Annotated in this window: 21 protein-coding genes, 1 tRNA gene and 2 riboswitches; of the genes, 10 read left to right on the top strand and 12 right to left on the bottom strand. The window is 67.3% G+C overall.

Annotated features, from left to right (window positions below; genetic code table 11):
- Complete coding sequence (locus AC1RQF_RS04555) at nucleotides 1-780, bottom strand: rolling circle replication-associated protein (protein WP_492871409.1); 780 nt, start codon at nucleotides 778-780, stop codon at nucleotides 1-3.
- A 518-nt stretch (nucleotides 781-1,298) separates the two neighbouring features.
- On the opposite strand from AC1RQF_RS04555, the gene AC1RQF_RS04550 reads away from it, so the two are divergent.
- Nucleotides 1,299-1,547, top strand: a complete 249-nt coding sequence (locus AC1RQF_RS04550) for a hypothetical protein (RefSeq protein ID WP_492871407.1) — start codon at nucleotides 1,299-1,301, stop codon at nucleotides 1,545-1,547.
- Between the two features lie 194 nt (nucleotides 1,548-1,741).
- On the opposite strand, the gene AC1RQF_RS04545 is transcribed toward AC1RQF_RS04550, so the two are convergent.
- From AC1RQF_RS04545 to AC1RQF_RS04505, 9 genes are all read right to left on the bottom strand, one after another.
- A complete protein-coding gene (locus AC1RQF_RS04545) occupies nucleotides 1,742-2,545 on the bottom strand; it encodes a DNA cytosine methyltransferase (protein ID WP_492871406.1) in 804 nt (267 codons plus the stop codon).
- Nucleotides 2,542-3,897 carry a type II secretion system protein GspD gene (locus AC1RQF_RS04540; protein ID WP_492871442.1) on the bottom strand — a complete coding sequence of 452 codons (1,356 nt, stop codon included), beginning with the start codon at nucleotides 3,895-3,897 and terminating at the stop codon, nucleotides 2,542-2,544. The genes AC1RQF_RS04545 and AC1RQF_RS04540 overlap by 4 nt, the downstream gene beginning before the upstream one ends.
- On the bottom strand, nucleotides 3,897-4,817 hold the full coding sequence (locus AC1RQF_RS04535) for a zonular occludens toxin domain-containing protein (RefSeq protein WP_492871405.1): 921 nt from the start codon (nucleotides 4,815-4,817) through the stop codon (nucleotides 3,897-3,899). The genes AC1RQF_RS04540 and AC1RQF_RS04535 overlap by 1 nt, the downstream gene beginning before the upstream one ends.
- Nucleotides 4,814-5,092, bottom strand: a complete 279-nt coding sequence (locus AC1RQF_RS04530) for a DUF2523 family protein (RefSeq protein WP_492871404.1) — start codon at nucleotides 5,090-5,092, stop codon at nucleotides 4,814-4,816. Before AC1RQF_RS04530 ends, AC1RQF_RS04535 begins: the two co-directional genes overlap by 4 nt.
- Nucleotides 5,089-6,738, bottom strand: coding sequence for an IgG-binding virulence factor TspB family protein (locus AC1RQF_RS04525; protein ID WP_492871403.1), 1,650 nt, complete (start codon nucleotides 6,736-6,738; stop codon nucleotides 5,089-5,091). Before AC1RQF_RS04525 ends, AC1RQF_RS04530 begins: the two co-directional genes overlap by 4 nt.
- A gap of 73 nt (nucleotides 6,739-6,811) precedes the next feature.
- Nucleotides 6,812-7,078, bottom strand: a complete 267-nt coding sequence (locus AC1RQF_RS04520) for a hypothetical protein (RefSeq protein ID WP_492871402.1) — start codon at nucleotides 7,076-7,078, stop codon at nucleotides 6,812-6,814.
- Between the two features lie 73 nt (nucleotides 7,079-7,151).
- Entirely contained in the window at nucleotides 7,152-7,358 is a 207-nt protein-coding gene (locus AC1RQF_RS04515) for a major capsid protein (RefSeq protein ID WP_492871401.1), read from the bottom strand.
- Between the two features lie 82 nt (nucleotides 7,359-7,440).
- Nucleotides 7,441-7,743, bottom strand: a complete 303-nt coding sequence (locus tag AC1RQF_RS04510; RefSeq protein WP_492871399.1) for a cellulose synthase — start codon at nucleotides 7,741-7,743, stop codon at nucleotides 7,441-7,443.
- 856 nt (nucleotides 7,744-8,599) lie between these two features.
- Nucleotides 8,600-8,675: transfer RNA gene (locus AC1RQF_RS04505), tRNA-Arg, on the bottom strand.
- Nucleotides 8,676-8,927: 252 nt separating this feature from the next.
- Between AC1RQF_RS04505 and AC1RQF_RS04500 the strand changes: the two genes are divergently transcribed.
- On the top strand, nucleotides 8,928-9,833 hold the full coding sequence (locus AC1RQF_RS04500) for a c-type cytochrome (RefSeq protein ID WP_274000236.1): 906 nt from the start codon (nucleotides 8,928-8,930) through the stop codon (nucleotides 9,831-9,833).
- Nucleotides 9,834-9,910: 77 nt separating this feature from the next.
- Here AC1RQF_RS04500 and AC1RQF_RS04495 read toward each other — a convergent pair whose 3' ends face one another.
- On the bottom strand, nucleotides 9,911-11,998 hold the full coding sequence (locus AC1RQF_RS04495; RefSeq protein ID WP_274000235.1) for a UvrD-helicase domain-containing protein: 2,088 nt from the start codon (nucleotides 11,996-11,998) through the stop codon (nucleotides 9,911-9,913).
- Between the two features lie 250 nt (nucleotides 11,999-12,248).
- Here AC1RQF_RS04495 and AC1RQF_RS04490 point away from each other — a divergent pair, with 250 nt between their 5' ends.
- The 8 genes from AC1RQF_RS04490 to AC1RQF_RS04455 all read left to right on the top strand — a co-directional run bounded on the left by AC1RQF_RS04490 (nucleotide 12,249) and on the right by AC1RQF_RS04455 (nucleotide 22,510).
- Nucleotides 12,249-13,007, top strand: coding sequence for an SGNH/GDSL hydrolase family protein (locus tag AC1RQF_RS04490; RefSeq protein WP_492871398.1), 759 nt, complete (start codon nucleotides 12,249-12,251; stop codon nucleotides 13,005-13,007).
- A gap of 202 nt (nucleotides 13,008-13,209) precedes the next feature.
- Nucleotides 13,210-14,262 carry an oxidoreductase gene (locus tag AC1RQF_RS04485; protein ID WP_492871397.1) on the top strand — a complete coding sequence of 351 codons (1,053 nt, stop codon included), beginning with the start codon at nucleotides 13,210-13,212 and terminating at the stop codon, nucleotides 14,260-14,262.
- Between the two features lie 161 nt (nucleotides 14,263-14,423).
- Nucleotides 14,424-14,786 (top strand): hypothetical protein, encoded by a 363-nt coding sequence (locus AC1RQF_RS04480; RefSeq protein ID WP_492871396.1) that lies wholly within the window; start codon nucleotides 14,424-14,426, stop codon nucleotides 14,784-14,786.
- Between the two features lie 113 nt (nucleotides 14,787-14,899).
- Nucleotides 14,900-15,000: riboswitch (glycine riboswitch) on the top strand.
- A 35-nt stretch (nucleotides 15,001-15,035) separates the two neighbouring features.
- Nucleotides 15,036-15,161, top strand: a riboswitch (glycine riboswitch).
- 89 nt (nucleotides 15,162-15,250) lie between these two features.
- The gene (gcvT, locus tag AC1RQF_RS04475; protein ID WP_274000226.1) at nucleotides 15,251-16,369 is read left to right on the top strand and encodes a glycine cleavage system aminomethyltransferase GcvT; all 1,119 of its coding nucleotides are present in this window, start codon (nucleotides 15,251-15,253) and stop codon (nucleotides 16,367-16,369) included.
- Nucleotides 16,370-16,433: 64 nt separating this feature from the next.
- Nucleotides 16,434-16,814 carry a glycine cleavage system protein GcvH gene (gene gcvH, locus AC1RQF_RS04470; RefSeq protein ID WP_274000224.1) on the top strand — a complete coding sequence of 127 codons (381 nt, stop codon included), beginning with the start codon at nucleotides 16,434-16,436 and terminating at the stop codon, nucleotides 16,812-16,814.
- A gap of 96 nt (nucleotides 16,815-16,910) precedes the next feature.
- Complete coding sequence (gcvP, locus tag AC1RQF_RS04465; protein WP_274000223.1) at nucleotides 16,911-19,841, top strand: aminomethyl-transferring glycine dehydrogenase; 2,931 nt, start codon at nucleotides 16,911-16,913, stop codon at nucleotides 19,839-19,841.
- Nucleotides 19,842-19,968: 127 nt separating this feature from the next.
- Nucleotides 19,969-21,093 (top strand): alginate lyase family protein, encoded by a 1,125-nt coding sequence (locus AC1RQF_RS04460; RefSeq protein WP_274000220.1) that lies wholly within the window; start codon nucleotides 19,969-19,971, stop codon nucleotides 21,091-21,093.
- Nucleotides 21,094-21,121: 28 nt separating this feature from the next.
- Complete coding sequence (locus AC1RQF_RS04455; protein WP_274000217.1) at nucleotides 21,122-22,510, top strand: L-serine ammonia-lyase; 1,389 nt, start codon at nucleotides 21,122-21,124, stop codon at nucleotides 22,508-22,510.
- A gap of 13 nt (nucleotides 22,511-22,523) precedes the next feature.
- On the opposite strand, the gene AC1RQF_RS04450 is transcribed toward AC1RQF_RS04455, so the two are convergent.
- Nucleotides 22,524-23,774 carry a calcium:cation antiporter family protein gene (locus AC1RQF_RS04450; RefSeq protein ID WP_492871395.1) on the bottom strand — a complete coding sequence of 417 codons (1,251 nt, stop codon included), beginning with the start codon at nucleotides 23,772-23,774 and terminating at the stop codon, nucleotides 22,524-22,526.
- Between the last annotated feature and the right edge of the window lie 262 nt (nucleotides 23,775-24,036).

Below are 24,036 nucleotides of genomic sequence, written 5' to 3'. Positions count from 1 at the left end.
TTAGCTTTCCCGAGTAGACAACCAAAATACGCCCAACTCCTGTCGCCAGAACGCCTGACACCGATCCAGCGTCGCGCCAGCGCGCAACGCTGCCTTGAACGCAATCTTCAGCGCCTCAGCCGGGTCGTTCGACATGATGTGATCGATCGGCATGACCTCGGGAACGACGACGCCGCGGCTTGACCAATACCGCTTCTCGTTCAGTGCGTGCTCCTCGAAATCCTTCGTGATGTACTTCGCGAGATAAGCCGCGAGCTTGTGCCGCAATCCCTTTTCCTTGAACGGGTTCCGCACGTTGATCTGACCGTTACCGATGCCGACGATGCTTTGCCAGATCGAGCGCAGCACCCGGTAGTTCTGGCGCCCACGCACCGCGACGTGGAGGTGCCACGCGCCGCGTTTCTGCCTCTCTGCGACGGCTACATACTGGAAGTCAAACAAGCCGCCTAAACGCCGCCGCAGCTTGTCGAAATCGCGCTTCAAGCGGTCCTTGTCTTCCATGTTCTCCCGGTAGGTCAGCGTGATCATGCGATCCGCACCAATCGCCTTGCAACGGAGCCGCACCTGTTGCTTCGCACGCTTCGCCGCATCGAGCAGGTTCGATTCGCTGTTCTCCGACTCGCCGCGCTTCGCCTTGGGCATCGCATTCATTGCCAGCGCGCCCATGTATCGATCGAATCGTGTAGCCGTGACCTCGACCTGACCGTCACCGAAATTCCGTCCCCGGACCACCCATTCCCGACGGAACGGGGAATAGTCGCCTATACTTTCGTCGTGCATTGCAATCACCCTTGTAATGCGCTGTTGTGCCAAGCCCTGACCGTTCCAGCGATCAGGGCTTTTCTTTTTCTGAACTGCCCGCCTGTCCTTGCTCGCCCTGCTTTTCCGTCCCTGCTCGTGTCCCGTATCCGTTAAGTGTCCCTGATACAAGTTTAGGGGCCGCGCTGCGCGCGGCCCGCTCGGCGCGCTCTGCTGCGCCGGGCGCGCCCCGCGCAGCCCCCACCCCCACCCTTCGCTACTCGACCGCCCTCGCATCCTCCTATCGCGCCCGGGCCGCATCCCCAGGCAGGAGGTTTTGCAAGAGGGAGGTTTGCTCGCTGCCCCTGCCTCCACTTCGCCGCCTCGCGAGTACCCGCTACTCGGTCCGGCAAGCCGCGCTGAGCCGCGCGACAACCGCCACAACTCCGCATTCCAGCCGTCGCGCTACGTCGCTGCGATTCCGGCCGGACACTCCTGACGCTAGTCGCCCGATCGGGTGACATACAATCGCGCCAACAATAAACGACCGAGGGACCACCGTGAGCCTTGATGATCGCGACTGGTATCGCGAAGCAATTCGAGAGAAAGCGGAGCGCCTGAACAAGCCGCTACCACCACCAGCTGACACACTTCCCCCACACCTTTGGCAGATCCCCAAACTGCCCCCACAACGCCCGCGAATTCAGAAGCGGGAACTGACATGGGCGGTAATCATCCCCATTGCCTTGGGCGCGGGGAAACTCTCCTTCTGGCTTGTTTTCACCGTCTGCGAATACTTCTCTCGCTAGATCCGTTGCACCTGTAGCGTGCCCCGACGATCGTGACCTGGTGCCGGCGAGTCACGGCGCGTCGTGACGCAACCCATGTGACATCGCGCAGCTGGGTCACACCAGGTCGGTCACCGCGACCGCCTTGGCACGCATGCACCTGGACCTGTCACGCAGCATCCGTGACTGACCTGGTGTGACGCCCACCAGCTCGGTCACGCCAGGTCAGTCACTGTGACCGAGCTGACGCTGGTTACGCCGGCACCGTCACGCTTCCGTTGCGCACGCTTCCGGCACGACACGCCCGCGTACATGGCTCGTCCATCGACCGGGCGCGCACAACCACACTCGCACAACCGGACTTCGGGCATCGCCCCCAACCCGCGCACCGCGCGCGCAAGAAAACGCGCCATCGGCACGGGCACACCATTGCCTACAGCTCGATACCGAGCGGACAAGGTGAACGACGGCAGTTCAAACGAACGCGGCAAACCTTGCAGTTCGCAAAACGTCGACCAATCCCGGCGATCCGACTTGCCCGCCTCAACCGCAACGCAGGTCGCCTCCCCACCAGTCCGAGCCGCCGACGTGCGGGGCAGAACGAGCGGCACACCGTCGACGTGCCCGAACTGGAAGTGACGCAAGCGACGCTGCAGCATGCCCACGTCCCGCGCGTCCAGGTCGATGCGCTGATATCCATACCCATCGATCCGAAGATCCGGGCAGCCCGGTACGTTCTCCAACAACCACCATGTAGGCCGCGCTTGCTCGACCACACGTCTGAACTCGCCCAACATGCGAATACCGTCGCCTGATGGTGCGCCACGTCGAGCGCGCGAAAAATCCGGGCATGGCGAACCGCCTATGACGCCATCGAAGCGCCCGGAAGGCGCGTTGAACCGCACCACGTCACCGCCGAATATCAGATCCGGGCCCCGGACAACACAGAACCCCTCTTCCTCGAAACCTCGGCCGAACAAATCGATACCAGGGAAGAGCGAAAGCACAAGCTGATTCATATCCGCTGCACCTGGAGAACGAGCAGAACCTCGGTGCGCTGCTTCGAGCTGGACCGGCCATCGAGGAAACTGGGAAGCCATGCATAGCCGCTGCGCGCGTTCGTGCTCTTGTCCTGCACGAGCCCGCCCAACACGACAACCTCGCCGTCCTTGATCCGCGTGATCGTTTGCAGCTGACGGGTGTTTTTGGTCGGCGAGGTGTAGACGCCTGTTTTCGTCGCGACGAAATCGGAGATCTCTTCGTGGACGCGCAGCTCGATCGCATCGCGCATGACCGTCGGCTGAACATCGAAGATCAGCCCCGCGTCCTGATAGGTGATCGACTGAACAGGTGTGCCGCTCGCCCCTTGATAGCTCACGCTCGATTGCGTGGGAACCTGCTGACCGACGTTCAGCCGGACCTGTTCGCCGGACGCGACGCGCACGTGCGGCGTGCTGAGCACCTTGAACCGCGAATCCGCGTTCAGCGCCGAAATCGCCGCATCGATCCCGGGCCCGGTAAAGCGCATCGCGCTCGAATCCGATGCCGTGTCGCCGCTCGAGATCCGCAGCTGACCGCCCAGTACCTTCGCCGCGATGCTCCATGCCGTGTTGCTCGAATCGGTGTTCGAGACTTCATACGCCCACCCACGCACAACGACTTCGCCCGGCGCGGTATCCAGCTCGGGCACCAGCTTCCTCAACAACGCGACCTGGTCGGTCGTACCGATCAGCACCAGCTCGTCGCCACGCGCCTGAATCGCCGTCCGCACGGGACGAGGTGCGGGCGCAGCAGCAGCCGGCACAGTTCCCGGCACATCAACCGCCCCAGGCTGCACGGGCGCGGTGACGGCCGGCGCAGCAGAGAGCAGATCACGGTCACTGATCAGCGGCGCGACCAGCTCGCGAAGATCGTCGGCTTTTCGATAGCGCGGCCGGTAGACGAACACCTCCCGGTCGGTCTTTTGCTGTGCGCCCGGCTTCTTCATTACGTAGTCGACGCCGTTTTTCGCGATGACCTGAAACCCGAGTGAATCGAGGAAATCGACCATAACGGTGCGCACGTCGCGGGATTGATCATCGAGCCGGAACGACACCATGCGGTTGTCGCTCAACACGTCGGGCCCCAACACATACGGGGTTCGCATCGCGTCTTGGTAAATCAGATCGACCACCTGGGCGACCGTCACAAACCGGAGGTCAAACGCGGTCCCCTTGACGTGTTTCAAAGAGGTCAGCGCCACTGCAGGCACAGCCGCCGATGACACGGCACCAGCTGGAAGAGGTGGAAGAGATGGCAATGGCGGAACCGTATCCGCCGCGCGAGCCAGTACACCCCACGCCAGAAGCGTCGCAACAGCCGCCGCTCGCATCATCTTGCACCCCCGCCTTGTTCTATTTTTCTCGTGAAAGCCCCGGTCCATCCGCTAACCGTCTTGCCGTCAACCTCGCCTGTCAGCTGGACGCCCTCGCCGCGAAAATCTGCCGCCGGCACCACGCGCAGCCGACCATCATCCGCAGCCAGAACAACGAAGCCCACTTCAGCGCGTGCGTACCGCCCCGCTACCCGCCACTCTACGGACCGCGCAGGTGCTGTATCACGGCTCGACGTTGATGCCGAGGATGCCGAAGCATTGACCGGTGCGCTGGTAGCCGCGTCTGGAGAGACGCCGAAGCCTTCGCGACTCTTGTGATAGATCTTCACCGCGAGAACCGCGAATATCAGCACGCCGATCGGGATGAGAAACATCGACTTCGGCACCACGGCCTGCTTCTTTGTGTGAACCTCAGCGCTGGTGTACAGGCTGAACACGTCGCGCGGATACGGCCACATCGTCTTAACCGCATCTTTCAGGCTGCTCGGATTGTGGCAATGGTCCCACTCGTACAGCATCGCGCGCTTCAAGCCGAACAGGTTTCGGACGTGAACATGACGGCCGACGAGATCGCGCACCGTTTTGCTGATGCGCTGCGGATGCTGCGTGATGATGATGAAATCGACACCCATGTGTCGATGCACGTGCAGCTTCTCAACGTCGGGCGTCGGCCTCTGGCTCGCAGTGGTCGGCGGGTAAATTCGTTGCGCCTCATCGATGACGATCAAGTCGTGAGCTTGCGCGTTCTCATGCCAGCTGCGCAGCCAAGGCTCGTCAATCTCGACGTGTTCCAGCGCCAAGTCGCGAATGCCGTCGACCAGCACGCGCCGGCCACCCTGCCCGTGCAATTTCTTCAGGAGCCAGACCGCATACAGCGTCTTTCCGCTCCCCGGCACCCCGGTTATCAGCGTGATCATTTGAACACCATCTTGGTGGCCGAGGTCAGCATGTAGAACGACACGCGGGCCGACAATCCACCGAGAACGAACGCGATGCCATCGCCAACGCCACCGAGCGCCAGGACGTTGGCGATATCCGCGCCGAGACCACCTATTGCGGAAGTCATCCAGCCTGTAATTTGGGTCATCGCGAGATCCAACCCGGTCACGGTGAGGAAGCCAATGCCGAGCGCGACGAGAACGCGCGTAACGATCGGCCCGACCAGAGAAACCAGCAAGCTTGCCCATGTCATGCGACTAACCCCGTCACGAAAATGATGCCTGCCAGCAGCGCGCCAAGCGCCAGCACAAGCGGCCGCAGCTTCTCAGCAAATTGGCACATCGGATCGAAGCTGAACCGAAGCGGCGCGCCGAAAACCTCGACCTCATACGGCGCAGGACAAACGCCGTTGTTCAACCCGACCGAGATGGGCCCTAGAGAAATCCCCTTCGAATTGCGGCCGACGTCGACAGCATCAGCCGCCCCCAACTTCGCGCACGCCGAAATGTCCGGATGCTTCGCGCATACGTCCGGCGGCGGCGTCGGCTTCCCACCGTTTCCAGGTTCCGTGCCCGGCTCAGTCCCGGGGTTGGTGCCCGGGTTGGTTCCGGGGCTCGTGCCTGGATCTGGCCCGGGGTTCGGCTTCGGTCGCTGATCGGTCCCGGGGTCTGTGCCCGGCTCAGTCCCGGGGTTCGGTTTTGTCCCGGGATTTGTGCCTGGATCCGGGCTCGGATTTGGCTTTGGTTTCGGATCGGCTCCGGGGTTCGTGCCCGGATCGGGGCCGGGGTTTGGCTTTGGTCTCGGATCGGTTCCCGGGTTCGTGCCGGGGCTCGTACCCGGGCTCGTGCCACCTCCCGGACTAGCGCCTCCTCCCGGGCTACCGTTCGGCATTGGCATCCGCGTAGAACCGTTGTCCGTGTTCACGTTGCCGAACTCCTGCACGTTCGGAACCCAATCGGGATTTTGCTGATTCCACGCGCTCACATCCGCCGCCGTAACCGGAACGGTCGGGTCATATTTCACGCCCGCGTAACCCGGCTGATCCGATGCCTGCTTCCACAGCGCGTTAGCGAGTGCCGCGACGATTTGAGGATTCACTGGTTTTTTCAGATCTTCGGGAGGAACCTTTTCTAGCGCCTCCTTGGCCGTGGTCTTTCCCGAGCCTGCACAAGCCGGGTAAACGTCGGCAGCCGTGACCGTGAACGAATCACCGCCGATCGTCAGCGTCACCGGTAGAGACTCCATGGTTGTGTAATACGTCCACGGGCCGTGGGGATCGCGATAACAGCCACTTCGCGGAGCAGTACCCTTGCAGCTGTACGAAAAACTCACCATCCCCGTCGTCGGGCACTGCGCCTCCGTCGCTTTCACAATGTCATCGAGGGATAGCGACGGTTTCGTCGGAAACAGCCAACGCACAAGCCCGTCAAGCGCCAGTTGCACGCCAGCGCCAAGAACTGCACCGAGCCCATAGCAAACCGCCAAACCGAAAAATCCGCTCCCCAACGTGCATGCGCCCGACGCAATGCCGCCGACAACGGATCCGACAACGCTCGTGATCGTGTTGATCCCTAACATGGTCGCCGCGGCTTGCTCGCCCGCGACCTCATACCCACGCTTTGCCTCAGTCGCCGCGATGACGCCGGCAAGTTGCATTGCCCCACGCGATTCAGTTGCCTCGACTATCTGATCAAGCCCTGGTCTCTGCTCCGTCGCCTGCACAACACGATCGAGCATCCCCGCAGGCTTCGCGGTCACATTCGGCTCCAGGACGATATTCCCGTGCGTATCGAGGTGCACAGGCGCCGGCCGCGCAGGCGCAGGTAGCGGACCAGCTTGCGCCGTCGCCAGCGAGACGATCAGCACCGCGATAATGACGAGGCGGGCCAGCTTCTTCATGAGAGGATGATCATGCCGGCTGAATAGATGGTCCCGACGACCACGATGAACTCAATGCAGTACCAAAGCATGATCAACTCTCCCCCGCCGATTCGATAAAGCGGCGCAACGCCCGCAAGCCGAACGCAACAGCCAACGCCGCGAACACCGCACCACCGACAACTAGGCCAGCCGCAGCCCCTCCCGAAATCGCCACGTCGTTCCCGTCACTGACAAGCGATAGGTGCGCAATCTGCTGAACGCCTTGCAATCCATCCGACATCGTGCATGGAGCCTGTGCGCCATTGGCCAGCCCCGCCGACGCGCTACCGCACACCACCACGTCGATTCCCTGCGCCATCTACAGGCCCTCCCCATGCATGAAAAAGCCCCGGGTGCCGTTACGCATTCCCGGGGCTCGTGACACTGCGTGATCAGCGGCCGATGAAGCCGCGCACGGTGCGATAGCCGAACGTGACAGCCGCCACCGCCAGCACTGCACCGCCAACCAACACGATGCTCGGGCCGACGGCGTTGACCGCGTTCACGACCGGCGTCACATCCATCGCAGGCGCTGCCTCCGCCGCCGACACACCGGCACCCGCCAATGCCGTCGCTGCTGCTGCAATCAGTTTCTTCATGCTCTTTCTCTCTCAGGTTCTAGCCCGGTGGTAGGGAGCCGTTCGGACGGGCCAGCTTCGAACGGCCTATTGCCCGTAGTGGCTATGCGGTTGCGTTCGCAGCCGGCTTCGCGGTCGTGCGACCGAACGCGGTGAGCGAGATAATGCGCGGCTCAAGCTTTCCTTCCATCGACTGCTGGAAGGCAAATTCCGCGAGGTAATCGCCGGGTGGCGAGTCCTTCAACGCAGTCGGCAGGTTGATCGTTCCAACGAGAAGCTGTTTGCCCTCGCTGTTCTCCTGCTCCAACACGCACTGAGCCGTATGGATTTCCCACGGCAGATGCGTGCGCTTCGAGATACCACTGCGCGCGATCACTTGGAGAATCGTCAGCTTTTGCTTTGCCATCATCGTTCCTTGAGTTAGGACTACTACCCATATAGATCGGAGCCCGTTCGACTCCGGGTTTGTGCGCGACGGACGCGCTACGAATCAAAAAGGTGGACGCTAGGTCAGCCGTCCACAAAACACCGCACCATCCGAGGGTGATTTGCGGTGCGGCGGGCTACAAAGAAAATGGATTACGAGACCGAGAAACCGCCACCGGAACCAATGTGCAAAGGTCCGGTTTGCGGCCAGCCCGCAACAGTTTGGCGCGGGCTTTTTCACGAGCACCGTCGACACTCCGGGCACTCACATCGAAGACGGCAACGCGGTTGTGTCCGCACTGCGTATAGGCATGAACTTGGTACTTCGGCACCACTCACCCCCACTCAGTTGTGATCCGGCCCCGTCAGCGCGGGGTTTACCTTTCCGGACAGCCTGATAGACTGCCAACGTTACCCAATTGGTACATGTACCGTTTTGGGAATCCTACGTACCAATCTGGTACACGTCAAGAGGAATCGTATGGATATTGCCGAGCTGATCGAACGCGCCAAAGAGACGTCCGGATCTCAGCTTGCAGTGGCCGAGAAGATCGGGCGCCCGCACTCGCGTATAAGTGACTGGAAAGTTGGACGACGGAAGCCCGACGCCGCTGACATCATGCTGCTCGCCGAAGCGGCAGGATTGCCGGCGCTCGAAACCCTGGCCGAAATCGAAATGGGACTGGACGCTGAACGCAGCTCAGTCTGGCAACGTGCTTTGGGAAATTTGCGTGCGGCGGGTGTAGCGGCGACTGTGGTGCTTGGCGCTACCGCCGTGGTGAGCTTGACATCGAAGCCGGCTGATGCGGCTGAAAAAGCTCAAGAAAACAAAGACTTGGCGCGCCCGGCTGGGATCGAACCAGCAACCCCTGCCTTCGGAGGGCAGTACTCTATCCATTGAGCTACGGGCGCTTCGGAGACGCAGCGCTACGGCCCTAAAAAACCGCGGCACTGGCAAGACGGCAAGGATACCCGGTTTCCACCCAAGCGTCCACCATCGGCCGCGGCGCCCCGCCCGGCCTGCCTCCGTGCGGGTAAACACACGCCATTCGATCGCTCCCCACCATGTAAACGTTCCGTCTATAATCGTCCGTGCTTCATCGATCAGCCATTCTGCCATTGCCGCACCCGCTCACAATTCCTATTCACGGAGACGAGGCAAGCATGAGCGAAGCACCCCACGAAGCACCGATCAAAACCACTGGGCAACTCATCGCGGTTGTCGTCGCCTCATTCGCGATCCCGATCGCGATCATCGTCCTGCTCGCCAACTACGCCAACCACGCGTTCCGCATCGGCGCGGGCACCGACGGGCTCACCGACGAGGCCGTCGCGCAGCGCATCGCGCCGATCGCGCAGGTCGACATCAAGGACGCCAACGCGCCGCGCGTCTACAAGACCGGCGAGGAAGTCTACAAGGCGGTCTGCGTGACCTGTCACGGCACCGGCGCGGCCGGCGCGCCGAAGTTCGGCAACGCCGGCGACTGGGCCCCGCGCATCGCGCAGGGCTACGACACGCTGCTGCACGTCGCGCTGACCGGCAAGGGCGCGATGCCGCCGCGCGGCGGCACGAGCCCCGACGACTACAGCGACTTCGAGATCGCCCGCGCGGTCGTCTACATGGCCAACAACGACGGCGCGAAGTTCGCCGATCCCGCCGAACCGTCCGCCAACGCCGCCCCGGCGGCCGCCTCGGGCGCGGCCGCCCCCGCCGGCGCCTCGGGCGTACCGGACGCCGCCGGCGCCGCCAATGTCCAGGCCGCCGCGGCGATGGCCGCGATCGCCGCGCTCCCCAAGCCGGGCGCCGCCCCGGCTCTCGCCAGCGCCGACGCGTCGGCCGGCAAGGCGCTCTACGAATCGACCTGCCAGTCCTGCCACGCGAGCGGCCTGCTGAACGCGCCGAAGTTCGGCAACAAGGACGACTGGGCGCCGCGCCTCAAGGATTCGATGGACACCGTCTACAACTACGCGCTGCACGGCAAGGGCGCGATGCCGCCGAAGGGCGGCTCGACCGCGTCGGACGCCGACGTGAAGGCCGCCGTCGACTACATGGTCAAGGCCGTGAAGTAAGCGTCGCGCCCGCGTAAAAAACCCCGCGTCTGCAGCGCGCAGCGCGGGGTTTTTCATGGCACGGCCTGCAGGCCGGCCTATTTCTGCAGCAGCGCCTTCAGGCTCGCCAGCCGGTCCTTCGGCGACATCGGCGCTTCCTCGGCCGTCGGCGGCGGCGCCTCGTCGAGCCCCATCTCCGACACGAAGCGCGACACCTCGCACACCACGGTCTCGCGCGCCCGCTTGCGCTTCTTGCACCAGTTCAGGTGCAGGCTGCGCTGCGCGCGCGTGATCGCCACGTACATCAGGCGGCGCTCCTCCTCGATCCGCTCGTCGTCGACCGGCCCGTCGTCGGCGCCGCCGCGGTGCGGCATGATGCCTTCCTCCACGCCGACCAGGAACACGTGCGGATATTCGAGCCCCTTCGACGCATGCACGGTCGACAGGCGCACCGCGTCCGGATCCTCTTCCTTGCCTTCGAGCATCGACATCAGCGCGACGGTCTGGATCAGGCCGAGCAGGTTCTTGCCGGTGTCGGCCAGCCCGTCGGCGTTGTCGAAGCCGGTCGCCTCGCCGTCGACGGCCTCCGCGGCCTCGGGCTTGGTGCCCTTGCGCTTCAGCCATTCGAGGAATTCCAGCACGTTCTGCCACTTGCTCTGCGCCTGACGCTCGTCGTACGCGTCGTACAGGTAGGCCTCGTAGTGGATCGCCTCCATCATGTCGTCAAGCACGACGGTGGCCGGGTCCTTGTCCGCGCGCTCGGTGAGCCGCTGGATGAAATCGCAGAACATCCGCAGCGGCTCGATCTGGCGCGCCGACAGCCGCGCCTCGATGCCGCCCATGTACACCGCCTCGAACAGCGACACCTTGGCCTGCCCCGCGAACGCGCCGAGCGCCTCGAGCGTGGTGTTGCCGATGCCGCGGCGCGGCGTCGTGACCGCGCGGATGAACGCGGGATCGTCGTCGGCGTTCGCGATCAGGCGCAGGTAGGCGCACAGATCCTTGATCTCGGCCTTGTCGAAGAACGACTGGCCGCCCGACAGCACGTACGGGATCCGCTCGCGCCGCAGCACCTGCTCGAAGATGCGCGCCTGGAAATTGCCGCGATACAGGATCGCGTAGTCGCGGAACTGCGTGCGGCGCTCGAACTTGTGCGCGGACAGCCGGAACACCACCGATTCGGCCTCGTGCTCCTCGTCGTTGCACGGCGTGACGGTGATCGAATCGCCCATGCCGTGCTCGGACCACAGCTTCTTCTCGAACAGCTTCGGGTTGTTCGCGATCACGTTGTTCGCGGCGGTCAGGATCCGCACCGTCGAACGGTAGTTCTGTTCGAGCTTGATCACGTGCAGCTTCGGGAAATCCTTGCCGAGCTGGGCCAGGTTCTCGAGCGTCGCACCGCGCCAGCCGTAGATCGCCTGGTCGTCGTCGCCGACCGCCGTGAACGCCGCGCGCGGGCCGGCCAGCTGCTTCAGCAGCTCGTACTGGCAGGCGTTGGTGTCCTGGTATTCGTCGATCAGCAGGTAGCGCAGCTTGTTCTGCCAGCGGTCTCGCACCTGTTCGTTGCGCGCGAACAGCTCGGCCGGCAGCCGGATCAGGTCGTCGAAGTCGACCGCCTGGTACGCATGCAGCGTCGCCACGTAGTTGCGATACACGAGCGCCGCCTGATGCTCGTCCTCGTTCGCGGCGAGCGTCATCGCCTCGTCCGGCATCACGAGCCCGTTCTTCCACAGCGAGATGATGCTCTGGATCTTGCGGATCAGGCCCTTGTCGGTCGTGCCGAGTTGCTCCTGGATCATGCCGAAGCAGTCGTCCGAATCCATGATCGAGAACTGCGGCTTGAGCCCGACGTGCTCCGCCTCCTGGCGCAGGATCTGCACGCCGAGCGAGTGGAACGTGCACACGGTCAGCTGGTTGACCGGCACCTTGCGGCCTTCCTTGCCCGGCGTGGTGAGCGTCTTGCCCTCGAGCAGCTTCGAGACGCGCTCGCGCATTTCGGCCGCGGCCTTGTTCGTGAACGTGACGGCGGCGATGTGGCGCGGCTCGAAGCCCTTGGCCTCGATCAGGTGCGCGATCTTCTGCGTGATGACGCGCGTCTTGCCGCTGCCCGCGCCGGCGAGCACGAGACAGGGACCGTCGAGATAGCGCACCGCTTCGTTCTGGGCGGGATTGAGACCTGCGGACATGATGGCGGATGGTGTTGCGGTTGACTCGGCGGAGAAGCCGAAGGGATGCCGCGGCGAATCGGCGCGCGGGACCGGCATGTTAACACGGCGGCGGGCCGGCTTCCCGCGCACGCCGCGGCGCAAGGCCGGGCGGCGCCGCCACGCCGCCGGCCCGGCGCGCGCGCCGGTTTGTTAGCATGCGCTCGTCATGCGGCGGGCGGCGCCCCGCTCCCCGTCGCACCCGATCGACCGCTCAAGGAAACCACGCCGAATGGGCTACCAGTTCGCCACCGTCGCGCTCGGCCCCCTGCTGCTCGCCCAGGGCCGCCATGTCCGCCGCGTCACGCCGCGCCTCGCGGAAGCCGCCGGCCCGCGAGAAGGGGTCGCCGGCGACGGGCCGCCGCTGCGCGTGCTCGTGCTCGGCGATTCCGCCGCGGCCGGCGTCGGTGTGACGACGCAGCGGCAGGCCTTCGCCGGCCAGCTGGTCGACGCGCTCGCGCCGTCGCACCGCGTCGCCTGGAAGCTGCTCGCACGCACCGGCGCCACCACCCGGGACCTGCTCGACTGGCTCGCCGCCGAGCCGCCCACCCCCTTCGACGTCGCGGTGACCTCGCTCGGCGTCAACGACGTCACCGACGGCGTCGCTCCCGCGCGCTGGCTGCACCGGCAGGCCGCGCTCGTGCAGCTGCTGCAGACGCGCTTCGAGGTGGCGCACGTGTTCCTGTCCGCGGTGCCGCCGATGGGCCGCTTCCCCGCGCTGCCCCAGCCGCTGCGCTGGTATCTGGGCCTGCGCGCGCAACGGCTCGACGCGGCGCTCGCCGCCTGGGCGGCGGGTCAGGCCGGCTGCGAGCACGTCCCGTTCGGCTTCCCGCTCGAACCGGGCCTGATGGCGTCCGACGGCTTCCATCCCGGGGCGTCCGCCTGCGCGACCTGGGGCCGGCAGGCGGCGGCCGCCGTCACGCGCCGGCTGAGCCGCGCGACGCCCACGCCCACGCCCACGCCCACGCCCACGCCCACGCCCGCGTACTGAACGTACCGAACCGCGGGCCGGCCTGCGCGCCGCTTCGCGCACGGCCCGAACCGACCCGCGCACAGCGCGCGCGTCGCCCCTGTCCGTCCGGCCGACGCGCCCTCCGGCGCGCGTCGCGCCATGCCACAATAGCCCCTCGTCGCGGGCCGCCACGCGCCGCGCCAGCCGCCTTCCCCGTTTCGCTCGCAGACAGGATTTGCCCATGTCGTCATTGCTGAAGATTGGTCTCGTCGGTTTCGGTTTCGCCGGCGCGACGTTCCACGCGCCGGTGATCGCGCAGTGCGGCCGCGCGCTGCTCGCCGCGATCGCCACCAGCCAGCCCGCGGCCGCGCAGGCCGCGTATCCCGAAGCCGCCGTCGTGCCCGACCTCGATGCGCTCCTCGCGCACTCCGGGATCGATTGCATCGTGATCGCCACCCCGAACGACACGCACTTCGCGCTGGCCAGGCGCGCGCTCGAGGCCGGCCGTCATGTGGTGGTCGACAAGCCGGTCACGCTGAGCGCGGCCGACGCGGTCATGCTCGCGCGGCTCGCCGCCGAGCGCGGCGTGGTGTTCGCGCCGTTCCACAACCGCCGCTGGGACGGCGACTTCCTGACCGTGCGCGCACTCGTCGACAGCGGCGAACTGGGCCGCATCACCTACTTCGAGTCGCACTTCGACCGGTTCCGCCCGCAGGTGCGCCAGCGCTGGCGCGAGGACGTCCAGCGCGGCGGCGGCCTGCTGTTCGACCTCGGCCCGCACCTGATCGACCAGGCGCTCGCGCTGTTCGGCCCGCCCGAGACCGTCTCGGCGACCGTGAAGACCCGCCGCGACCAGGGCAGCGCGCCCGACTTCGCGCACCTGCAGCTCGGCTATCCCGACAAGGACGTGGTGTTGCACGCCAGCGCGCTCGCCGCGATCGAGCCGGCCCGCTTCACCGTGCTCGGCACGCGCGGCGGCTACCAGAAGTACGGCCTCGACACCCAGGAGGATCAATTGAAGGCGGGCCTCACGCCCGGCGACGTCGAGTTCGGCGGCGGCAATCCGCCCGGCGTGCTGCGCGGGCTCGCGGGCGAGATCGAGACCGAGCGCCCGGTGCCGACGCTCGACGGCCAGTACGCGGAGTTCTACCGCGCGCTCGCCGCGTCGATCCAGGACGGCGCGCCGTTCCCGGTCACGCCGCAGGACGCGGTCGACGTGCTGACGATCATCGAGCTGGCCGAGCGCAGCGAACGCGAGGGGCGACGCCTGCCGTTCGTGCGCGCGGCGTCCTGAAAGCCCGCCGGAAAGCCCGCCGAAAGGCCCGCGGCCGCGAACCTGACGATTCGTCAGCCATGCGGCCCTCGTTACAAACATTTGCAGCGCGCCGGTCATCGGCGCGCGCCGCTGGCGCGTTCTTCCACTGCCCATCCGGCACCGACAAACAGGAGAATGCAATGCAACGGTTGATTCGTGCGGCGGCGTGCCTCGCGCTCGCTTCCTCGCTCGCGGCGTGCGTGGTCGCGCCCCCGCCCCGCACCGCCCCGCCGCCGCCGCCGCGTCCGAATCCGCAAGCGGCCGCCTATGAGCGCATGCAGCAGATTCAAGGCCGCATCGACAACCTCAGCCGCCGCATCGACGCGCGCGTGAACGCGGGCTACTATCCGCCGCCCCAGGGCGGCGCGCTGCACCGCCGGCTCGACGTGATCCGCCAGGAATCGAACGACATGTCGGCCCAGCATGGCGGCGGTCTGTCCGGCGACGAGCAGCGCGTGCTGAACCAGGAACTCGACACGGCCGCGCGCGCGATCGGCGAGTAAGTCCCATACGGCCCCGCGGGCCGACGGGCGCCCGCGCCGGCGCACCGCCGCTTGTCGCCAAACGACACCCATTTGGTCAAATTGACAAGCCCGACGGCCTCGCGTACATTCGCCCGCACGCGTCGGGAGAGCGCGTGACCGCCGTTTCCAGGCCGGTCGCGCCGCCGAAGGGGCATACCCGCAAACTCTCAGGCAAAAGGACCGACCGCGTCGAAAAACCCGCTTGGCCGCAGTTCGATCGAGCGCTGTTTTTCGCACTCTGGAGAGCGGCAGTAGCCGGCTGAACGCCCGGCAAGCTGCCCACCGAAGGGGCGCGCGCCCGCCGGCTCATGGCCGCGGCGCAATCTCTCAGGTATCGAGGACAGAGGGGCATGCAACGCATCGCGCAGCCACGTCGGCCGCCGCGTTTCGTCGCATCGCCGTTTTGTTCCTGCGCCCGCGCCGGCGCACTGCCCGAGGCCTCGATGACCGTACTCAAACACACCCCGCTCCACGCCGCGCATGCTGCGCTCAACGCCCGCATGGTCGACTTCGGCGGCTGGGACATGCCCGTCAACTACGGTTCGCAGATCGACGAGCATCAGGCCGTCCGCACCGACGCCGGCATGTTCGACGTGTCGCACATGTGCGTGGTCGACTTCACCGGCGCGCGCGTGCGCGCCTTCTTCGAGCACGCGCTCGCGAACAACGTCGCGAAGCTCCAGACGCCCGGCAAGGCGCTCTACTCGTGCCTGCTCAACCCGCAGGGCGGCGTGATCGACGACCTGATCGTCTATTACTTCACCGAAGACTTCTTCCGCGTGGTCGTCAACGCCGGCACGGCGGACAAGGATCTCGCCTGGTTCGGCCAGCTCAACGCCGAAGGCGGCTACGGCCTCGTGATCACGCCGCGCCGCGACCTGTCGATCGTCGCGGTGCAGGGCCCGAACGCCCGCGCGAAAGCCTGGGACACCGTGCCCGCCGCGCGCAGCGCGACGAGCGAGCTGAAGCCGTTCAACGCCGCCCGCGTGGCGGAAACGCCGTTCGGCGAACTGACCATCGCGCGCACCGGCTACACCGGCGAAGACGGCTTCGAGATCATCGTGCCCGCCGCCCACGTCGACGCGCTGTGGGCCGCGCTGAACGCAAACGGCGTGCGCCCCTGCGGCCTCGGCGCGCGCGACACGCTGCGCCTCGAAGCCGGCATGAACCTGTACGGGCAGGACATGGACGACACCGTGTCGCCGCTCGACGCCGGCCTCGCCTGGACGGTCGACCTCGCCGCGCCGCGCGCCTTCGTCGGCCGCGCCGCGCTCGAAGCCGACGGCACGCGCGCCGCGTTCGTCGGCCTGATCCTGCAAAAGGAGAACGGCAAGGCGGGCGGCGTGCTGCGCGCCCACCAGAAGGTCGTCACCGCGCACGGCGACGGCGAGATCACGAGCGGCACCTTCTCCCCGTCGATGCAGGAATCGATCGCCTTCGCGCGAGTGCCCGCCGGCGTCGCGATCGGCGACACCGTGCACGTCCTGATTCGCGACAAACAGCTTCCCGCGCGCGTGGTAAAACTGCCGTTCGTGCGCAACGGCAAGGTGCTCGCCGCGTGAGCGGCCGTCCGCGGCGCCCGACCCTAATCAAGAACATTCAACGAATCAACACCAGGAGCATTCCATGAGCAACGTCCCGGCCGACCTGAAGTACACCGACGAACACGAGTGGATCCGTACCGAAGCTGACGGCACGCTGACGATCGGCATCACCGATCACGCGCAGAACACGCTCGGCGACATCGTCTTCCTCGAACTGCCGCCCGTCGGCAAGCACGTGAAGGCGGGCGACGCGATCGGCGTCGTCGAATCGGTGAAAGCCGCCTCGGACATCTACTCGCCGGTCTCGGGCGAGGTGGTCGCGATCAACGCGGACGCCACCGACACCCCCGAGGAAGTCAACAGCGATCCGTACGACGTCTGGCTGTTCAAGATCAAGCTGGCGGCCGACGCCAACACGAACGGCCTGCTCGACGCGGCAGCCTACAAGAAGCTGGTCGACTAACCCTCCCACCCACGTCGCGGCGCCCGCCCCGCGCCCAGCCAGGGGCAGGCGCCGCGAGAGACCAGGGCCCGTCGCCCTGGTCGACACAGGATCGCCATGAAGCTCGAACACCCGGACCGCCTGATGAACCGCACGTCCCTCTCGCTCACCGCGCTCGAAACGCACGATGCGTTCGCCGAGCGCCACATCGGCCCCGACGCCGCCAGCCAGCAGGCGATGCTCGACACGCTCGGCTTCGCGTCGCGCGCCGCGCTGATCGACGCCGTGATCCCGGCCTCGATCCGTCGCGCCGAAGCGCTGCCGCTCGGCCCGTTCGCGCAGCCGAAGAGCGAAGCGGAAGCGCTCGCCGCGCTGCGCGCGCTCGCGGACCGCAACCAGGTGTTCCGCTCCTACATCGGCCAGGGCTACTACAACGCGCACACGCCCGCGGTGATCCTGCGCAACGTGCTCGAAAACCCGGCCTGGTACACCGCCTACACGCCGTACCAGCCGGAAATCTCGCAAGGCCGCCTCGAAGCGCTGCTGAACTTCCAGCAGATGGTCACCGACCTCACGGGCCTCGCGGTCTCGAATGCATCGCTGCTCGACGAGGCGACCGCCGCCGCCGAGGCGATGACGCTGCTGCAACGCGTCGGCAAGCCGGCCTCGAACGTGTTCTACGTCGCCGACGACGTGCTGCCGCAGACGCTCGAGGTGATCCGCACCCGCGCGCAGCCGATCGGCATCGAGGTCAAGACGGGCCCCGCCGCCGACGCCGCGCAGGCGAACGCGTTCGGCGTGCTGCTGCAATATCCGGGCGTCAACGGCGACGTGCGCGACTACCGCGCGCTCGCCGAGGCGATCCATGCGGCGGGCGGCCACGTGGTGGTCGCCGCCGACCTGCTCGCGCTGACCGTGCTCGCGCCGCCCGGCGAATGGGGCGCGGACGTCGCGGTCGGCAACACCCAGCGCTTCGGCGTGCCGGTCGGCTTCGGCGGCCCGCATGCCGCGTACCTCGCGGTGCGCGACGAATTCAAGCGCCAGATGCCGGGCCGGCTGGTCGGCGTGACCGTCGACGCGCAGGGCAAGCCCGCGCTGCGCCTCGCGCTGCAGACGCGCGAACAGCACATCCGCCGCGAGAAGGCGACCTCCAACGTGTGCACCGCGCAGGCGCTGCTCGCGATCATGGCGAGCATGTACGCGGTCTACCACGGCCCGCACGGCCTGCGCACGATCGCGCTGCGCGTGAACCGGATCGCCGCGCTGCTCGCGGCCGGCCTGCGCCAGCTCGGCTACCCGCCCGTCAACGACAGCTTCTTCGACACGCTCACGATCGACACCGGCGCCCGCACGGCCGAGGTGCACGAAGCCGCGCGCGCGCGCCGCATCAACCTGCGCCGCGTGAACGCGACCCAGGTCGGCGTGTCGATCGACGAAACCACCACGCGCGGCGACCTCGCCGACCTGCTCGCGGTGTTCGCGCAGGTGGCGGGCGCGGGCGCGGCGCCCGACGTCGACGCGCTCGACGCGGGCCTGCCCGGCAGCCCGGCGCTGCCGGCCGGCCTGCTGCGCGACAGCGCCTACCTGACGCACCCGGTGTTCAACCGCCACCATTCGGAAACGGAGCTGCTGCGCTACCTGCGCAGCCTGTCCGACAAGGACCTCGCGCTCGACCGCTCGATGATCCCGCTCGGCTCGTGCACGATGAAGCTGAACGCGACCTCGGAAATGCTGCCCGTGACCTGGCCCGAGTTCGGCCAGATCCACCCGTTCGCGCCGGCCGAGCAGACCGTCGGCTACCGCGAGCTGATCGACCAGCTCGAGCAGATGCTGGTGGCCGCGACCGGTTACGCGGCGGTGTCGCTGCAGCCGAACGCCGGCTCGCAGGGCGAGTACGCGGGCCTCCTGATCATCCACGCGTACCATGCGTCGCGCGGCGAAGGCCACCGCAACGTGTGCCTGATCCCGGCGTCCGCGCACGGCACGAACCCGGCGTCGGCGCAGATGGCCGGCATGCAGGTCGTGGTGGTCGCCTGCGACGCGCAGGGCAACGTCGATGTCGCCGACCTGAAGGCGAAGGCCGGGCAGCATGCGGCGAACCTCGCGGCGATCATGATCACCTACCCGTCGACCCACGGCGTGTTCGAGCAGAACGTGCGCGAGATCTGCGAGATCGTGCATGCGCACGGCGGCCAGGTCTACGTCGACGGCGCGAACATGAACGCGATGGTCGGCCTCACGGCGCCCGGCCAGTTCGGCGGCGACGTCTCGCACCTGAACCTGCACAAGACCTTCTGCATCCCGCACGGCGGCGGCGGCCCGGGCGTCGGCCCGGTCGCGGTCGGCGCGCACCTCGCGCGCTTCCTGCCGAACCAGCGTTCGAGCGGCTACACGCGCGACGAACAGGGCATCGGCGCGGTGTCGGCCGCGCCGTACGGCTCGGCGTCGATCCTGCCGATCTCGTGGATGTACATCGCGATGATGGGCGCGAAGAACCTGACCGCCGCCACCGAGACCGCGATCCTCAACGCGAACTACATCGCGAGGCAACTCGCGCCGCACTACCCGGTGCTGTACTCGGGCCCGGGCGGGCTGGTCGCGCACGAGTGCATCCTCGACCTGCGGCCGATCAAGGAATCGAGCGGCATCACCGTCGACGACGTGGCGAAGCGCCTGATGGACTACGGCTTCCACGCGCCGACGATGAGCTTCCCGGTGCCGGGCACGCTGATGGTCGAGCCGACCGAATCGGAAGCCAAGGAAGAGCTGGACCGCTTCATCGCCGCGATGATCGCGATCCGCGACGAGATCCGCGCGGTCGAGGAAGGTCGCGCGGACCGCGAGGACAACCCGCTGCGCCATGCGCCGCACACGGCCGCCGTCGTCACCGCGAACGACTGGCCGCATGCGTACTCGCGCGAGGCGGCGGCCTATCCGGTCGCGTCGCTGACGGCCAACAAGTACTGGCCGCCCGTCGGGCGCGCGGACAACGTCTATGGCGACCGCAATCTGTTCTGCTCGTGCGTGCCGATGTCGGACTACGCCTGACGTCCCGTTTGCGCCCCGCACCGCGCTGACACACCGCACGCCCCCCCGGGTGGCGTGCGGTTTTCGCGTTCGCGCGCAAGTCCGGCTAACATCTCACACCGCGATCCAGCCAACGAAGGAGTTCCGCATGGTGCGTATGAGATTTCCGGGCAACGCATGGGCGCTGCCGCGACGGGCGGGCGCCCGGGCGCTGGCCCGGGCCCTGTGCGCGTGCGTCGCGTTCGCGGCCGCCGGCCCCGCGCGCGCCGCGATGAATTTCTGTGCCGCGCCCGCGCTGCAAAGCAACGAGACGACCTCGGCGGAGCCCGGGGTGCAGGCGCTGATCCGCGGCGTCGACGCGCGCCTGGGCGACCTGCCGAAGGCGCTGCCGCGCGTGCACACCGAGGGCACGCTGCCGGGCGAAGGCATCCACGACCAGAGCGAAGAGGCGCTGAAGGACCTCGAACTGATGCGCAACGCGGCGCTCGCGTGGCGCGTGACGAACCAGAGCCGCTACCTGGCGCTCGTCGACCGCTTCCTGTCGGCGTGGGTGAAAACCTACCAGCCGAGCTTCAACCCGATCGACGAGACCCGTTTCGAGAGCCTGATCCTCGCCTACGACATGACCGCGAGCGTGCTGCCGGTGAAGACCCGCAACGCGACCGCGGCGTTCATCGCGAAGCTCGGCAACGGCTATGTGCAGCAGGTCGATGCGCAGAAGCGCCCGCTCGCGGGCACCTGGCGCAACAACTGGCAGAGCCACCGGATCAAGCTGATCGCGCTGTCGGCGTTCACGCTCGGCGACCGGCGCATGATGAACGCCGCGCAGCGGCTGTTCGCCGAGCATCTCGCCGACAACCTGAAGCCGGACGGCACGACCTTCGACTTCGAGGAGCGCGACGCGCTGCACTACGCGGTCTACGACCTGCAGCCGCTCGTGACGGCCGCGCTCGCGGCGCGCCGCTTCAACCGCAACTGGCTGCGCGAGCGCGCGGCCGGCGGGGCGTCCCTCGCGACCGCGCTGAACTGGCTCGAACCGTACGCGCGCGGCGAGAAGACCCACGAGGAATTCGTCAATTCGCCGGTGCCGTTCGACGCGAAGCGCCGTGAAGCGGGCCTGCCCGGCTACTCGGGCCAATGGGATCCGAAGAACGCCACCGAACTGTTTTATCTCGCTGCGCGGCTCGACGGCCGCTACCTGAGCGTCGCGCAGCAGTTGTCCCCCACGACGCCCGCCTGGCTCGCCATGTGCCTGCCCTTGCCGGCGCGTTGATACTTATATTGCATGACAGGAAAGACAAATGGCAGTCAGCGTGTTCGATCTATTCAAAATCGGTATCGGTCCGTCCAGCTCGCACACGGTCGGGCCGATGCGCGCCGCGCTGATGTTCGTCCAGGGGCTCGAGCGTGACGCGCTGCTGGCCGCCACGGCGCAGGTGAAGGTCGAGCTGTACGGCTCGCTCGGCGCGACCGGCAAGGGCCACGGCACCGACCGCGGCGTGATGCTCGGCCTGATGGGCGACGCGCCCGACACGGTCGACCCGGACAGCATCGTCGCGCGGCTGGAAGCGGTGCGCGCATCGAAGACGCTCGCGCTGCTCGGCACCCACCCGGTGCCGTTCGTGCTCCGGGAGCACATCGCGTTCTACCGGCAGGCGCTGCCCGAGCATCCGAACAGCATGAAGCTGCGCGCGACCGGCGCGGACGGCGCGGTGCTGCGCGAAACCACCTACCTGTCGGTCGGCGGCGGCTTCGTGGTGACGGCGGGCGCGCCGAACACCAAGGTGCTGAGCGCGGCCGACCAGATGGCGCATCCGTTCAGCACCGGCGCGGAACTGCTCGCGCTGGCCGACTCGACCGGCAAGTCGATCGCGCAGCTGATGTGGGACAACGAACGGGTCTGGCACACCGAGGCGGAAACCCGCAGCGGGCTGCTGAAGATCTGGGACGTGATGCAGTCGTGCGTCTCGCGCGGCTGCGGCATCGGCAATCCGGACGCGGAGGGCAACCTGCCGGGTCCGTTCCAGGTCAAGCGCCGCGCGCCGCAGCTGTACCGCGCGCTGACCGGCCAGCCGGAGCGCGCGCTGCAGGACCCGCTGTCGATGATCGACTGGATCAACCTGTACGCGATCGCGGTGAACGAGGAGAACGCGGCGGGCGGGCGCGTCGTGACCGCACCGACCAACGGCGCGGCCGGCATCATCCCGGCCGTGCTGCACTACTACACGCGCTTCACGCCGGGCGCGAGCGAACAGGGCGTGATCGACTTCCTGATGACGGCCGCCGCGATCGGCATCCTGTACAAGCTGAACGCATCGATCTCGGGCGCGGAAGTCGGCTGCCAGGGCGAGGTCGGCGTCGCGTGCTCGATGGCCGCGGGCGCGCTCGCGGCCGTGCTGGGCGGCACGCCGCGCCAGGTCGAGAACGCGGCCGAGATCGGCATGGAGCACAATCTCGGGCTGACCTGCGACCCGGTCGGCGGGATGGTGCAGATCCCGTGCATCGAGCGCAACGCGATGGCGTCGGTGAAGGCCGTCAACGCCGCGCGCATGGCGCTGCGCGGCGACGGCAGCCACTACGTGTCGCTCGACTCGGTGATCAAGACGATGCGCGAGACCGGCGCGGACATGAAGACGAAGTACAAGGAGACCTCGCGCGGCGGGCTCGCGGTGAACATCGTCGAGTGCTGAGCCGCGCCGCCCGTCATGACGCGACGGGCGCGCGGCCCAGCGCGGCGCGCACCAGCGCCGCGAGCCGCCGCCCGTTCGCCGCGAACACCCCCGCGGCAAGCGCCATGTAGAGCCACGCCATTCCGGTCAGCGCGGCGATCTCGCGTTCCGGCTGCGCCTGCCATGCCATCGCGATGCCGATCTGCGTCGCGAACAACACGAACAGCGCGGCCGCGCCGGCCAGCCCGAGCCGCAGCCGCAACAGCAGCGCGAGCCCGAACAGCGACTGCGCGGCGGTCAGGAGGAACTCCTCGTGCTGCCGCGCATCGAGCGGCAGCGACGTCAGCGCGCCCGCGCCGACGCTCATCGCGATCGGCAGCATGCCGACCAGCAGCGTCCACTGGTTGATCTTGTCGCTGATCATCGCCGACAGGCCGGCCCGCGCGCGCTGGTTGAGCACGAAGATCACCGCGATCGTCACCGCCGGCGCCTCGCTCGCGAGCGGCGCGAGCCACTGGATCAGCAGGAAGCGGTCGATGCCCAACCGACCGCCGAGCTTCACGAGCGATTCCGCGAACGGCTCCGCGCTCAACAGGATCACCAGCGCCGACAGCGCGGTCATCGCGCCGATCGCGGCCCAGCGCGGCCCGGGCGCGAGTGTGGCGATGAACGCGCCCGGGCCGGGCTCGGCGTCCTCGTCGTCGCCCGCCTCCGGCTCGGCCTGCGCGGTGCGCCACAGATAGAAGAAGAACAGCGCCGCGAGCACCACGAAGTCGATCAGGCCGATGCGGTTCTTCAGCACGATCACGAACGCATATGCGCTCGCGAGCCCGAGGAACACGATCTCGATCGCGTTCTGCGGCGCCAGCTCCACCGCGCGGCGCCGGTAGCGCCAGCAGTGCAGCACCACGAGCAGCGGCCACGCAAGGCCGATCAGCATGCGGTTCGCGCCGGTCATGTTGGCGGCCGCGTAGGCCACGTAGCCCGACTGCGGGTCCTGCCCCGCGCGGAATGCGTAGTAGATGTCGACCGCATACTCGGGCAGCACCGTGACAAGCGCGACCAGCGCGATCACGAAGCCCGCCGCGATATAGCGCTCGGCGGTTTCCGCTCCCCACGACAGCATGAAGCCGGCCGCGAGGATCGCGACGCCGAAGCACGCGGCGTCGAGCGCGAGGCCCGCGCTCGCGCCGCTTGCGCGCAGCACGAGCGCGGGCAGCATCGCGACGCATGCGGCGCCGACGGGCAGCAGGAAGGCGGAGAGGAATGGGCGTGGCGACGACACGGAACCTCCTGGCGAACGCGATGCGGGATGCCAGTATCGGGCGGCCGCCGGGCATTCGCCTAACGATTCCGTGCGCTGCGTCGGCCCCGGAAACAATGCGGCGGCCGCGCGCGCGATTTGCGGCGGCGCGCGGCGCAATGCGCGGCGGGGCGTCATGTTGGCGTCATCGTGCGATCATCTGGGCGCAAAGGGCATCGAACGTCGCATGCGCCCGTCCGTCGACCGATGGCGAGAACGCCCGGCGGAACGGCGCGTGAAGCAA

Source organism: Burkholderia sp. GW821-FHT14F03, assembly GCF_058803765.1.
The sequence above is the reverse complement of the archived record's forward strand: the minus strand, read 5'-3'. Positions and strand labels throughout refer to the sequence as shown.